The organism is Aquirufa beregesia, from assembly GCF_011090385.1.
In the GTDB taxonomy this organism is placed as follows: domain Bacteria; phylum Bacteroidota; class Bacteroidia; order Cytophagales; family Spirosomataceae; genus Aquirufa; species Aquirufa beregesia.
The window spans coordinates 205,089-218,512 of the sequence record NZ_SEWW01000004.1 but is presented as its reverse complement, the minus strand read 5'-3'; the positions used below and the strand labels follow the sequence as shown (position 1 = coordinate 218,512).

The window sequence follows — 13,424 nt, the reverse complement described above, 5'->3', positions numbered from 1 at the left end:
ATTTGTTAAAATCGTGTTATTCTGAATATAATGTACCGTTGGCCTTTTCCAATTCTACCTTAGCAATCAAGGCATTGTAAAGGGAGGTAAAATAATTGGCTTGAGATTCTTTGATGGAAGTTTCAGCATTCAGCACTTCTAAATTTGAACCTACGCCTTGTTGGTATTTCACGCGAGTCACGCGAGAAATTTCATTGGCTAAATCCAAATTAGCTTTTTGCTCCTTCAACGATTCCAATGAATTTTTCAAGGTAATCAAGGACTGGCTACGTTGTAAATCAATAGAAGACTTCACTAAATCATAGCTCTGGCGGACTTTTTGAAGGTTATTCTGCGACTGAATAGTTTTATATTTCTTAGAGAAACCATCAAAAATGGGAATTTGAAGGGTAAAACCTAAGGTAGAATTGTCGAACCAAGGCTGACTAATTAAATCTCCGAAGTTTTTGCGACCTGTCGTAAAGCCATAGCTCAAATTAAACAATAGTCGAGGCAAATAACCTGCTTTTTGACTACGGACATCCAATTCTGCCAATCCCTCTTGTGTTTTTAGAATGGAATATTCAATGCGGTTTCCATAGTTAAATGGCATGTTTTCATCGATAGGATTAAACTTCATATCCACTTGTTCTAGGGTTAGCGACAAACGAATAGGTTCTTCCATTGGGTATCCCATTTGGAATTTCAATAAAGAATATCCCAAATCTTGAATACGGATTACATTGTCCAATTCCGTTTTTAGATTATTGGATTGCACTTCCAAACGCTGAACATCAATTTTTTCTACAAAACCCTGCTTATTTAGCGCTCTGGTCTCTTTTAATAAAGAATCCAAACGACCCACATTGGCTTGTAAAATCTGCAAACGCTTCTCGTTGACTAAAATACCGTAATAGGCTTTCATGACACCTTCTGCCACTTGTTGCTTGGATTGTACCAAATTTTTAGTCGACAATTCTTTGTAAACTTCCGAAGCTTTCAAACCTAGTAAATAGGTGCCATCGAAAACCAATTGGCTTAAACCGACATTGGCCATACCTGAATTCTTCACCCCGAATTCTGCTGCGATGATTTCACCTTCAGCGGCATTTGGATTAAATGTTTTGGCAGGAATAAACATCCTTTGAATGATTAAGTTATTGGTATATGTAACCCCTCCATTCACTTGAGGTAAACCGATAGCTTTAATTTCATTAATTTTTGCACTTGCATTCTGCAAATCCAAATTACTATTTTTCACTTGTACATGGTGAATGATGGCATAATCAACAGCCTCTTTAAGACTGAAACTTTGAGCCATACCCGTCAATGACAAGAAACAAAATAGCCCGATAAAATTGAGTTTTTGGCGAATCATGTTAGTTGTTATTTTGGTAAGATAAGTAGAGAGAAAGACCTTTTTCTGTGAGAATACCTCGCATAAAATGATCCAATAAAAGTTGTTGTGTATCAAATAATGACAGTTTACTATGTGAATAAAAGTTAGGATCAAAAGATAAATCCACCTCTCCCATGCGAAGTCGTGCAATTAATTCCACTTCAATTTCTGGGCGGAAGTACCCTTGCTCTATGCCTGTTTTCAAATCGACTTTGAGGGAATTCATGATGCAATCCTCTTTATACTTAGTAAATAATTCATATGCCTTAGGGAAATATTTCTTCACTTCAAACATTAGGCGAGGATTCATTTCAGACAAAGTGGTCTTCATAATTTCTAGCGATTGCAAGGTTTTATGAATCACATCCTTGGAGTTTTTATTCAAATCTTCCCATTTACACTGATCATTTTGAATAAAAGATTCCAATACCTGGTATACCATGGCATCCTTATCAGGAAAATGTTGATAAATCGTTTTTTTAGAAATGCCCAATTCTGAAGCAATCGTGTCCATCGTTACGGATCTTACACCGTATCGAAAGTACAATTCTGCCCCCTTTTCAAGTATTCTACATTTCATGCCCGTAACTTTATTTAAAATCGAGAGCGTAAAACTAAGGAAACTTTTAAGTACTACAAAGTTTTTAGCATTATTTTTAGATTATCGGTTTGGATAAATGATGAATGGCGCTGGGTTTATCGACCAAAGTCGTCCTGCAAACGAACGATGTCTGATTCATCCGAAGGATGAGCCAAATCGGTATGTTGCCAAATTTCCGCCACTAATCCCCATTGTACCAATCCAATCAGCCGGTGTCTTTGACCTGTGGGTAATTCAATGATGTCTCCTTCTTGATAAACATCATAATCCCCTTGTTCATCAGTAGATGATATGGCTACACCAATGGGGCCATGAACGACCGTCCAAATTTCTGCCCGACGAAAATGGTATTGCCAAGATAGGCGTTGATGAGGGGCAACCACTAAAAATTTAGGGCTGAGTTTCTGGGTAATTTGAATGTCATCGAGGCTCAATTGGGGGAAATATTGAGATACAAAATGGCCTACTTGGCTTTCATCCAACACAAAAAATCCACCCCAAGGTCTGGTAAAATCTTGATCCACGATTCGATATCCTGCCTCTTCAATATAGGTTTGTACTTCTTGTAAAACAGCTAATTTGTGGAGATTGGAGTCGAATTTCATAAGAGAGATTTTGGGTAGGCAAAAATAAAAAAAGGACGGGAATTAACCCGTCCTTTCATCACAATGATATAAAAAACTTATTACAAAGTCCAGCCAGCGCGATACTCTCTTCTTACGAACTGATTCGCTGCTTCAAAATTGGTAACGCGCATATTAGTAGCATCCCAATTCAATTTCTGACGACCAATGTATTTAGCTGTTCTACCTTCGCCTTCACGAAGCATATATGAACGAATGGCTAAATTACCCATCAAAACGGATTCAGTAAATGGCCCAGCATAGTCAAAAGGAGAGCTCACTTCCATCTTACCAAAGCCTGCTTTACAAGCCTCTACCCACTGGGTATTATGTCCACCATCACCCCCTACTACGCGAGGTAATTTGGCTTTTGGAAGTTCTTCTGCTGGCACTTGCTTACCATTTTTATAAACTTTAGGATACATACCATACGTTCCGCAAGTCATGATTCCTTTAGAACCAATCAAGATTACACCATTACTTCCATCTGGATCTCCAATAGTATCTGTTGATGGAATACCTTCTGGATGAGGAGCACGCAAACCACCATCATACCACGTTAAGGTTACAGGAGATGGATTACGCTTGGTAGCACCATAGTGTAAAGTCACCATAGACGAAGGAGGGCATCCTTCTGGAATCCACTCAGGAACCCAATCATTCAAGAATACGGATCCTACAGAGCATTCCACATCAATGGCATCACGGATACCCAATACTTTAAATGGAGGATCTAATAGGTGACAACCCATATCTCCCAAAGCACCGGTACCATAATCCCACCAACCTCTCCATTTGAATGGCAATAAAGCTGGATTATACTCACGGTATTTGGCAGGTCCTAACCATAAATCCCAATCCAATTCTTTAGGTACTTCAAATCCAGCACTTGGGTATTTGATACCTTGAGGCCAAACGGGACGGTTTGTCCAAACCTGAACCGAGTGTACTTTTCCAATCACACCACCGTCAAACCATTCGATCATGGTTCTAACACCATCACCTGAGGAACCTTGATTTCCCATTTGGGTAACCACTTGCATTTCTCTGGCTTTTTCTGCGATGATACGTGCCTCATAAATATCGTGAGCCAAAGGCTTCTGAACATATACGTGCTTCTTACGGCGCATGGCTTCCATGGCTATCGTTGCGTGCGTATGGTCAGGAGTAGATACGATGACTGCATCTATATTATTACCTTCTTTATCTAAGGCAGCACGGAAGTCTTTATAATAATTGGCTTTAGGTAAGTCCTTTTTAATTCTAGCAACTTGACGGTCATCTACATCTACAATGGCGACGATGTTTTCAGCGCCTTTATTGTAGGAGTTCATGATATCACTATATCCTTTTCCTCCGCCACCAATTCCCATAATGTTTAATTTATCGGATGGTGCTTGATATCCTTTTCCAAGTACATGGCGTGGGACAATGTAAAACGAGGCAGCTGCGACAGACGCATTTTTAATAAAATCTCGTCTAGAATGATTACTCATAGTATTTGCTAGTTTTAAAGGTTATTAATTATCAAAGATTTGTCAACGTTTGAAACGTTGACAAATCTATATTTAGCCTAGTAAAATTGTCAAAAAAACTTCAAATGACAAATCTATTTCTTGATATTTTACTAATTCCGTTCATTTATCAAACTGATGATTTGAACCATAAAATTCTTTGGCATAAAAAAAGGGGCTTGCTTTCGCAAACCCCTTCCAGCAAACCTTAATTTACTTATTCAGCTTTCTTGGATTTTTTCTCCAATTTTTTGATCGCTTGAGCACGCTCAGCACCTTCCATCTGCTCTTTCAAGGCAGATAAAGCTCCGATATCACCCATAGTAGATTTTTCAGCTGTTACTGTTGTCTTTTCTGAAGACTTAGCGGCTGCCTTTTTCTTTTCAGGCTTAGCAGCTGCTGCTGTTTCCTCTGCAGTTGGCGCAGTGAAAGTACGTGTGTGAGAAAGAATAATCTTACGATCATCTTTTTGGAATTCCGTAACGATGAAATCCAAAGCCTCACCAACTTCCGCTACAGACTCATCTGCTTTAGTCAATTGCTTCAATGGAGATAAACCTTCAATACCGTATGGCAATTCTAACACAGCCATTTTATCATTTTTAGAGATGATAGTAGCTTTGTGAGAAGAACCTACTGTGAATACACTTTCAAATGTATCCCAAGGGTTTTCTTCTAATTGTTTGTGACCAAGAGCCAAACGACGGTTATCAGCATCTAATTCGATTACGATAACATCTAATGAATCTCCAACTTTCACAAACTCAGATGGATGCTTGATTTTCTTAGTCCAAGATAAGTCAGATACGTGAACAAGACCGTCAATACCTTCTTCTAACTCAAGGAATAAACCAAAGTTAGTCAAGTTACGAACAGTACCTTTGTGCTTAGTACCTACAGCATATTTAGACAATAAATCAGTTTTAGTCCAAGGATCTTCTGTTAATTGCTTAATACCTAAAGACATCTTGCGCTCAGCACGATCCAATGTCAACACAACGGCTTCCATTTCATCGCCAACTTTCAAGAAATCTTGAGGATTACGTAAGTGCTGAGACCATGACATTTCTGACACGTGGATTAAACCTTCAACACCTGATAAAACTTCTAAGAATGCACCGTAATCTGCTACGTTAACAATCTTACCTTTTACCTTAGAGCCAACTTCAACATCAACAGCTAATGCTTCCCAAGGATGAGCTTGTAACTGCTTCATTCCTAAAGAAATACGCTTCTTGTTCTCGTCGAAATCTAAAACAACAACTTGGATCTTCTGATCTAATTTCAACACCTCTTGAGGGTGGTTGATACGACCCCATGAGATATCTGTAATGTGCAATAAACCATCTACACCACCTAAATCGATGAACACACCGAAATTAGTCATGTTTTTGATTACACCTTCTAATACTTGACCCTTTTCTAAGTTATTCAAGATTAATTGACGCTGCTCCTCAAGATCTTTTTCGATCAATACTTTATGAGAAACAACTACGTTGTCATTTGTATGGTTAATCTTAACCACTTTAACCTCCATGTTCTTACCAACAAAAATGTCAAAATCACGGATAGGCTTAACATCAATTTGAGAACCTGGCAAGAAAGCCTCGATTCCAAAAATATCTACGATCAAACCACCTTTGGTACGACGCTTTACAAAACCATTGATGATGGTATCTTCTTCTAAAGCACGCTCAATGTTGATCCAAGCTCCCATCACTTTCGCAAGCTTACGAGAAAGAATCAATTGGCCGTTTGAATCTTCTTGGTTTTCAATATATACTTCTACTTCATCACCTGCCTTCAAATCCGGCATATCACGAAACTCAGAAGCAGATACCAAACCGTCAGATTTGAATCCAATGTTTACAATAACTTCACGGTCTGTTTTGCTCACCACAATACCTTTCACCACTTCCTTCTCAGTAACCGAATTCAAAGTAGCCTCAATGGCTGCTTCCATTTGTTTCTTTTGCTCAGCAGTGTAATTGCCACCGAAACCTTTACCATCGATCTGATCCCAGTCGAACTCTTTTTGTTTATTAGACATAATTTTTGCCCTAGATACATCAACATGCTGGGCTAACATGCTGAAATTAAGATTAATAATTAATTTTTAAACGGGGTGCAAAGATAAATAAAATAATTTCAAATTCAACTGAATTCCTTAAATTAGAAGCCTCAAGACCATAACAACATGAAAAAAATCGCCATTTGGCTTCTAATTGCCTTCCTTTGTACTCAAATTTTATCTATTTCTTTATTCGCAAAACCTATTAAAGGCCCTATGTCCCTTACATCCAAACCATTCGGTAAAACACAAGCCGGAGAATCTGTCACCCTCTATACATTAAAAAACACATCTGGCATGGAAGTTCAGATCATGAATTACGGAGGAATCATCACCAAAATTCTATGCCCTGATAAAAACAATCAAGTAGAAGATGTTGTCTTAGGTTACGAGACTCTTCAAGAATATGAAAAAGGCTCTCCCTATTTTGGGGCCATCATTGGAAGATATGGTAATCGAATTGCGAAAGGGAAATTCAGTTTAGATGGCAAAAATTATGAGTTATACACCCAAAACATGGGAAATCACCTTCATGGCGGTAAAGTAGGCTTTGATAAAGTAGTCTGGAAGGTCCTGGCCGCAGAAGGCGATGAGAAAGGTTCCAAATTAGTCCTATCGTACTTATCCAAAGACGGAGAAGAAGGTTATCCTGGAAACTTACAAGTTCAAGTCACTTATACATTAAGTCCTAAGAACGAATTAGGTATTGAATATAAAGCCACAACCGACAAAGCCACCGTACTTAATTTAAGTAATCATACGTATTTTAATTTATCTGGTAATGCCAAAAGAGATATTACAGGCCATCAAGTTCAGTTAAATGCAACTAAATTAGTGGCAGTAGATGAAACCTTAATCCCTACGGGCGAACTACTCGACGTGAAAGGTGGAGCTTTTGATTTTTTAAAACCACACCTTATATCTGAACGAGTAGATGCGGATGATATTCAAATTAAACGCGGAGGCGGTTATGACCACTGTGTTGTATTTGATAAAGCTTCAGGTGTTTTTGCCAAAGTTGGAAAGGTAACAGACCCCGTTTCAGGTAGAAGTGTAGAATTATCCACTTCAGAACCTGCTACACAATTTTATACAGGCAACTTTTTAAATGGTACTTATGCGGGCAAATATGGTGTCAGTTATACCAAAAGAATGGGCTTTTGTTTAGAAACAGAGCATTTCCCAGATTCTCCCAATCATCCAAGTTTCCCGAGCACTGTTTTACGTCCTGGTGAAACTTATGCAAGTAAAACAGTTTATCAGTTTACTCATTAATAAGGCATACTATTTATCGAATCTCATTCGTTAGCTTAACGCTGTCAAGGTTTAAAACCTTGACAGCGTTGCTTTTTTAGCCTCTTCCCAATACACATCCATTTCTGCCAAAGTCATTTCGGATAGGCTTTTTCCCGCTTCTTTTGCTTTCTTTTCCAAATATTGAAATCGATATATAAACTTTCGATTGGTGCGTTCAACGGCCGTTTCTGGATTGATGTCAATAAACCTAGCAAAATTGACCAAACTAAATATCAAATCACCCAGCTCACCTTCTGCCTCCTCTTTTTGTCCCAAAGACAATTCTTTCCCGACAAATACTTCTTTAAACTCCTCTAATTCTTCTTCTACTTTGGCCCAAACTTGCTCCTTTTCTTCCCAATCAAAACCAGCACCTCTTGCTTTTTCTTGGATACGCATCGCTTTAACTAAGGCTGGCAATGAACTTGGCACACCCGACAAAACAGACTCATTTCCTTCTTTTAACTTTAAAGTCTCCCAATTAGCTTTCACTTCCTCCTCGGTATCAGCTTTGGCATCTCCATAAATATGCGGATGCCTGGAAATTAACTTTTCAGCAATGCTATCTAACACATCTTTGACATCAAAAGCTTGATTTTCTGAACCAATTTTACTGTAAAAGACCAAATGCAAAAACAAATCCCCTATTTCCTTTTTAACCTCCATTTGATCTCCATCCAAAATGGCATCTGACAATTCATAGGTTTCCTCTATTGTCAGATGGCGTAAAGTATCCATGGTCTGCTTCCGATCCCAAGGGCACTTTTCCCTTAAATCATCCATGATGCATAATAATCTATCGAATGCCTCCGCAGCCTCTGGGTATCTCATATTATCGTTGTTTGTATTCATATATTCGCACATAATCCACTTCCATTTTGGCAGGGAAAATCGTATCATCTACTCCCTTCAAACCTCCCCAACTCCCACCAACAGCAATATTCAGCAGTAAATACATCTTTTGGTCAAATGGCCAATCTTGCCAACCTTTTCCCGAATTTTCAAAACTCAAAGTCTCCTTTCCATCCAAAAATGTTTTAATGTATTCGGGCGTCCAATCCATGCGGTATTCATGAAATGCGGTATTAAAATCAGGTACTTGAATAATGGATTCAGGATAAGGAACTAATCCTTTATTAGAATTATATCGATGAATCACCGAATGAACTTGACCAGGATCATACCCAACATGTTCCATAATATCAATTTCTCCATTATTGGGGATATTAGTGGGGTCATATTTGTTCTCTGATGATAGCATCCAGATGGCTGGCCATGTTCCTCTACCAGCAGGTAATTTGGCACGAACAACGACACGGCCATAAAGAAAATTTAACTTATCATGCGTCACAAGTCTTGTAGATGTATAATTTTTCCCAAAAAGCCGTTCCTTTCTGGCTTCGATAGTCAGCACGCCTCCATTGACACGTACATTATCTATATCTGCATTAGTATAATATTGTAATTCATTATTTCCCCAACCAGTTCCTCCCACTTGATAATCCCAACGACTTGCATCTGGCAAACCATCGATATCAAAATTATCCTCCCAGATAGGATTCTCTGTAAATTCATTCATGTTTTCAGGTTCTGTTTCGGTGATTTGACATGAAAAAAGACTAAATAAGATACCCAATAGCCAGAATTTTACGCAAATTTTCATATCAAAACCCAAGGAGAAATTTATGATTTACCTTTCTCATATGTAATTAAATTGCTCGACAATTAATTTCAATCAAAGCTAGTACGCTTTAAAAGAATGACAATGTCTTATTATCAGTTAGTTGATGAAAAATGTGCAATTATTTTGCCAAAAAAAACGTTCTAGCCCTAACGCTGTCAAGGTTTGGAACCTTGCCAGCGTTGGGGAAAAATCATGGTTTCAATCCATAAACTCGCACATAATCTATCCACAACTTGGCAGGGAAAAGCGATTCATCAACGCCTTTTTGACCACCCCAATTTCCTCCTACGGCGATGTTTAACAACAAATGCTGCTTTTTATCAAAAGGCCATTCTTGCCAACCTTTCCCCGAATTTTGAAAGGTGAAATATTCCCTACCATCAATAAACGCTTTAATGTATTCTGGTGTCCAATCAATGCGATACACATGAAATGCCTGATCAAAATCCGGCACCTGAATAATTCCTGCTTTCTGTGTATTCAATACATGATTAAATGATTTTGTGTGTACTGTGGCATGAACCACACCCGGATCATAACCCACATGTTCCATGATATCAATCTCTCCATTATCTGGCCAATATGTTTGACCATAATCCGATTGACTAGCTAATGTCCAGATAGCTGGCCAATTCCCTCGACCCGCTGGTAATTTGGCTCGTACTTCTATCCGACCATATAAAAAATCTTTTTTACCTTTGGTGACTAGCCTAGCTGAAGTATAATTCTTCCCCTCATAACTTTCCTTTTTAGCCTCAATAGTCAATATCCCATTTTCTACATGAGCATTATCCAAATCTGCTTGGGTATAATATTGAAGCTCATTATTTCCCCAACCAGAGCCCCCAACATCATAGGACCAAATTTTATCATCAGGCAAACCAGGTTGATCAAACTCATCCGCCCAAATAGGTTTTTCTGTAAAGCTATATTCCTTGGCAGGAATTGGCTTTATGTCTTGAATATTTAAAGGTTCAGGTGCCACAGAACCTTGCTTACATGCCAAAAAGATTAGTAAGACTAATCCCGAGAATAAAAAAAATCGTTTTTGCATCATCGACTATTTTAAATTTAAATTAAGGAGAATCAGCTCAAAATACCTAATTTGAACCTCGATTTTACCTGCCTTTCTATGGACTTCAAATTAACATCTTCTTACCAACCCACGGGTGACCAACCCACCGCCATACAACAATTAGTGGAAGGGGTAAATAAAAATGAAGCGGCCCAAACTCTTTTGGGAGTAACGGGTTCAGGTAAAACGTTTACGATTGCCAATGTCATTCAACAGATAAATAGGCCGACGCTCATTCTAAGCCACAATAAAACCCTTGCCGCTCAATTATATGGGGAGTTCAAATCATTTTTTCCAGAAAATGCGGTAGAGTATTTTATTTCCTATTACGACTATTACCAACCCGAGGCTTTCATTCCAACCACCGGGACTTACATAGAAAAAGACCTTTCCATCAATCAAGAAATTGAAAAACTGCGCCTAGCTACCACCTCTTCTTTGATGTCTGGAAGGAGAGATATTATTGTCATTGCTTCAGTGTCCTGTATTTATGGTATGGGGAATCCGGATGAATACCGTAATTCCATTTTGAGAATTGGAGTAGGGGAAACCATTTCCAGAAATCAATTCCTATTCCGTTTAGTGGAAATATTGTATGCCCGTACAGAAGGTGAATTTTTAAGAGGGACTTTCAGGGTAAAAGGAGATACGGTAGATATCTTTTTGGCTTATGCCGACTTTGGCTATCGCTTCATCTTTTTTGGAGATGAAATAGAAGAAATACATCGAATAGATCCTTGGACGGGCAAAAAAATCTCAGCAGAAAAAATGGTAGCTGTATTTCCTGCCAACCTATTTGTTACAGGTAGAGAAACCTTAAATCAAGCTATATCCTTCATACAGGCCGACTTAGTTGCCCAAATCAAACATTTTGAATCGGAAGGCCGGCTCCTAGAAGCAGAGCGAATCAAACAAAGAACAGAATTTGATCTGGAAATGATGCGGGAGCTGGGTTATTGTTCCGGTATAGAGAATTACTCTAGGTATTTTGACCAAAGAAAAGCAGGTCAAAGACCTTTCTGCTTACTTGACTTTTTCCCAGATGATTTCCTAATGGTGGTGGATGAAAGTCATGCGACCATGCCTCAAATTAAAGCCATGTGGGGTGGCGACCGTTCCCGAAAGGAATCCTTGGTGGAATATGGTTTTAGGCTGCCCTCTGCCATGGATAACCGCCCACTAACCTTTCAAGAATTTGAAGATATTATTAGTCAAACGATTTTTGTTTCAGCTACTCCGTCCGACTATGAATTACGTCGGTCTGAAGGTGTAGTAGTAGAACAAATTATCCGACCTACTGGCCTCTTGGATCCCATGATTGAAGTGCGGCCTACCAAAAATCAAATTGATGATTTATTGGACGAAATTTATGATCGTGTCAAGAAAAAGGAAAGGGTCCTCATCACCACATTGACTAAAAGAATGGCCGAAGAACTTTCTAAATACCTAGATCGTGTTGGGGTAAAAGGTCGATACATCCACTCAGAAATTAAGTCTTTGGAACGGGTAGAAATATTACGAGAACTGAGACTCGGGGTATTTGATGTATTGGTGGGCGTCAACCTACTCCGAGAGGGCCTTGACTTGCCTGAAGTATCCTTAGTGGCTATCATGGATGCAGATAAAGAAGGCTTCTTACGTGATATTCGTTCATTAATCCAAACCATCGGTAGAGCTGCTAGAAATGAAAATGGTAAGGTATTGATGTATGCCGATCGGATTACGGGCTCCATGGAAAAAGCGATTTCAGAAACCAATCGCAGAAGAGCCATTCAAATGGAATACAATGAGACCCATGGCATTACTCCTAAAACCATTTGGCGTAGCCATGATGAGATATTGGAACAAACTTCCATTGCAGACCGCATGGCCAAACCGAATAAAAATTACTTGATTCAACCCGAAGAAAAACTGGCAGCAGCAGATCCACTGCTTGCCTATATGTCGAAAGGTGACTTGGTCAAACAACGAGACAGCATCAGAAAAGAAATGGAAAAGGCTGCCAAAGAGATGGACTTCCCATTGGCAGCTAAATTTAGAGATGAGCTTTTGGCAGTAGAAAAACTTATTTCAGAAAAATAAGCTACATCAATACCTATTATTCAAAAAAAATGCCCGAATCTCTTCGGGCATTGATTGGAAAGATTTAAAGATTTTTATTCCTCAATAAATGGATAATCTTCTTGAACATATACATCTTTGTATGCCTCTTCTTTAGACGGGAATGGAGAATTTTCAGCAAATTCTACCGATTCTTGCACTTGAATTTTGATCTTGGCATCAATCTCATCTAATTCTGCTTGAGTCAAGATGTTATTTTCTAAAATGGTCATTTTAACTTGCTCAATTGGATCACGCTCCTTGTAAGCTTCTACTTCCTCTTTAGAACGGTATTTTTGGGGATCCGACATGGAGTGACCACGGTAACGGTATGTTCTAAATTCTAAGAAAGTAGGTCCTTCACCTGCACGTGCTCTAGCCGCTGCACGAGAAACCGCCTCGTGAACAGCCTCCACATCCATGGCATCTACTGGTTCAGATGGCATATCGTATGCTTCCCCAATGGTATATAAATCGGTCACATTGGATGTCCTAGCCACCGAAGTACCCATAGCATAACCATTGTTCTCCACCACAAAAATCACAGGTATTTTCCAGGTCATGGCAATGTTGAAAGTCTCATGCAAAGATCCTTGACGAACCGCACCATCACCAAAATAGCAAACGGCTAAATTTCCTGTTTTGTTGTATTTCTCAGCAAATCCCAATCCTGCTCCCAAAGGAATCTGAGCACCCACAATTCCGTGACCACCCACAAATCCTACACGCTTATCAAAGATGTGCATCGATCCACCTTTACCTTTAGAGGCTCCTGTAATTTTACCGTATAACTCGGCCATAATAGCGTTTGGTGAAGTTCCTAAAGCCAATGGAATACCGTGATCACGGTAAGCGGTAATGTATTTATCTCCTTCTTTTAAAGCCGATTTTGAACCTGAAGAACAAGCCTCCTGTCCAATATACAAGTGGCAAAAGCCTTTGATTTTTTGCATTCCGTACAATTGACCACACTTTTCTTCAAACTTACGTTGCAATTGCATCGACTCATACCAATAACGATAGGTCTCTTTCGAATACTTAGGAGCTTTTGTTTCTTTCTTTGCCATAATATTATTCAAAAA

Annotated in this window: 11 protein-coding genes; 2 read left to right on the top strand and 9 right to left on the bottom strand. The window is 39.0% G+C overall.

Annotated features, from left to right (window positions below):
- Positions 1-16: 16 nt before the first annotated feature.
- The 5 genes from EWU23_RS08225 to rpsA form a co-directional block, all read right to left on the bottom strand.
- The gene (locus EWU23_RS08225; protein ID WP_235942179.1) at positions 17-1,357 is read right to left on the bottom strand and encodes a TolC family protein; all 1,341 of its coding nucleotides are present in this window, start codon (positions 1,355-1,357) and stop codon (positions 17-19) included.
- Between the two features lies 1 nt (position 1,358).
- Positions 1,359-1,958: a TetR/AcrR family transcriptional regulator gene (locus tag EWU23_RS08220; RefSeq protein ID WP_166230665.1), complete on the bottom strand. Its 600-nt coding sequence runs from the start codon at positions 1,956-1,958 to the stop codon at positions 1,359-1,361.
- Positions 1,959-2,074: 116 nt separating this feature from the next.
- Positions 2,075-2,584, bottom strand: coding sequence for a cupin domain-containing protein (locus tag EWU23_RS08215; protein ID WP_166230663.1), 510 nt, complete (start codon positions 2,582-2,584; stop codon positions 2,075-2,077).
- Positions 2,585-2,664: 80 nt separating this feature from the next.
- Entirely contained in the window at positions 2,665-4,098 is a 1,434-nt protein-coding gene (locus tag EWU23_RS08210; RefSeq protein WP_166230661.1) for a Gfo/Idh/MocA family protein, read from the bottom strand.
- A gap of 235 nt (positions 4,099-4,333) precedes the next feature.
- Positions 4,334-6,166, bottom strand: a complete 1,833-nt coding sequence (gene rpsA / locus EWU23_RS08205; RefSeq protein WP_166230659.1) for a 30S ribosomal protein S1 — start codon at positions 6,164-6,166, stop codon at positions 4,334-4,336.
- A 147-nt stretch (positions 6,167-6,313) separates the two neighbouring features.
- Here rpsA and EWU23_RS08200 point away from each other — a divergent pair, with 147 nt between their 5' ends.
- Positions 6,314-7,462 carry an aldose epimerase family protein gene (locus EWU23_RS08200; RefSeq protein ID WP_166230657.1) on the top strand — a complete coding sequence of 383 codons (1,149 nt, stop codon included), beginning with the start codon at positions 6,314-6,316 and terminating at the stop codon, positions 7,460-7,462.
- A gap of 51 nt (positions 7,463-7,513) precedes the next feature.
- Here EWU23_RS08200 and mazG read toward each other — a convergent pair whose 3' ends face one another.
- The 3 genes from mazG to EWU23_RS08185 form a co-directional block, all read right to left on the bottom strand.
- Positions 7,514-8,314 (bottom strand): nucleoside triphosphate pyrophosphohydrolase, encoded by an 801-nt coding sequence (gene mazG / locus EWU23_RS08195; protein WP_235942178.1) that lies wholly within the window; start codon positions 8,312-8,314, stop codon positions 7,514-7,516.
- A 1-nt stretch (position 8,315) separates the two neighbouring features.
- Complete coding sequence (locus EWU23_RS08190; RefSeq protein ID WP_166230653.1) at positions 8,316-9,146, bottom strand: glycoside hydrolase family 16 protein; 831 nt, start codon at positions 9,144-9,146, stop codon at positions 8,316-8,318.
- 211 nt (positions 9,147-9,357) lie between these two features.
- Positions 9,358-10,224 (bottom strand): glycoside hydrolase family 16 protein, encoded by an 867-nt coding sequence (locus tag EWU23_RS08185; protein ID WP_317164304.1) that lies wholly within the window; start codon positions 10,222-10,224, stop codon positions 9,358-9,360.
- A gap of 75 nt (positions 10,225-10,299) precedes the next feature.
- Here EWU23_RS08185 and uvrB point away from each other — a divergent pair, with 75 nt between their 5' ends.
- Complete coding sequence (uvrB, locus tag EWU23_RS08180) at positions 10,300-12,324, top strand: excinuclease ABC subunit UvrB (protein WP_166230651.1); 2,025 nt, start codon at positions 10,300-10,302, stop codon at positions 12,322-12,324.
- Between the two features lie 74 nt (positions 12,325-12,398).
- Here uvrB and pdhA read toward each other — a convergent pair whose 3' ends face one another.
- Positions 12,399-13,409, bottom strand: coding sequence for a pyruvate dehydrogenase (acetyl-transferring) E1 component subunit alpha (gene pdhA, locus EWU23_RS08175; protein ID WP_166230649.1), 1,011 nt, complete (start codon positions 13,407-13,409; stop codon positions 12,399-12,401).
- Positions 13,410-13,424 lie beyond the last annotated feature (15 nt).

What these genes read in the sequence shown, in the direction of transcription:
- rpsA (WP_166230659.1), bottom strand. Translation starts at nt 6,166, where the DNA reads ATGTCTAATAAACAAAAAGAGTTCGACTGGGATCAGATCGATGGTAAA.
- EWU23_RS08200 (WP_166230657.1), top strand. Translation starts at nt 6,314, where the DNA reads ATGAAAAAAATCGCCATTTGGCTTCTAATTGCCTTCCTTTGTACTCAA.
- EWU23_RS08185 (WP_317164304.1), bottom strand. Translation starts at nt 10,224, where the DNA reads ATGATGCAAAAACGATTTTTTTTATTCTCGGGATTAGTCTTACTAATC.
- EWU23_RS08215 (WP_166230663.1), bottom strand. Translation starts at nt 2,584, where the DNA reads ATGAAATTCGACTCCAATCTCCACAAATTAGCTGTTTTACAAGAAGTA.
- mazG (WP_235942178.1), bottom strand. Translation starts at nt 8,314, where the DNA reads ATGAGATACCCAGAGGCTGCGGAGGCATTCGATAGATTATTATGCATC.
- pdhA (WP_166230649.1), bottom strand. Translation starts at nt 13,409, where the DNA reads ATGGCAAAGAAAGAAACAAAAGCTCCTAAGTATTCGAAAGAGACCTAT.
- uvrB (WP_166230651.1), top strand. Translation starts at nt 10,300, where the DNA reads ATGGACTTCAAATTAACATCTTCTTACCAACCCACGGGTGACCAACCC.
- EWU23_RS08190 (WP_166230653.1), bottom strand. Translation starts at nt 9,146, where the DNA reads ATGAAAATTTGCGTAAAATTCTGGCTATTGGGTATCTTATTTAGTCTT.
- EWU23_RS08220 (WP_166230665.1), bottom strand. Translation starts at nt 1,958, where the DNA reads ATGAAATGTAGAATACTTGAAAAGGGGGCAGAATTGTACTTTCGATAC.
- EWU23_RS08210 (WP_166230661.1), bottom strand. Translation starts at nt 4,098, where the DNA reads ATGAGTAATCATTCTAGACGAGATTTTATTAAAAATGCGTCTGTCGCA.
- EWU23_RS08225 (WP_235942179.1), bottom strand. Translation starts at nt 1,357, where the DNA reads ATGATTCGCCAAAAACTCAATTTTATCGGGCTATTTTGTTTCTTGTCA.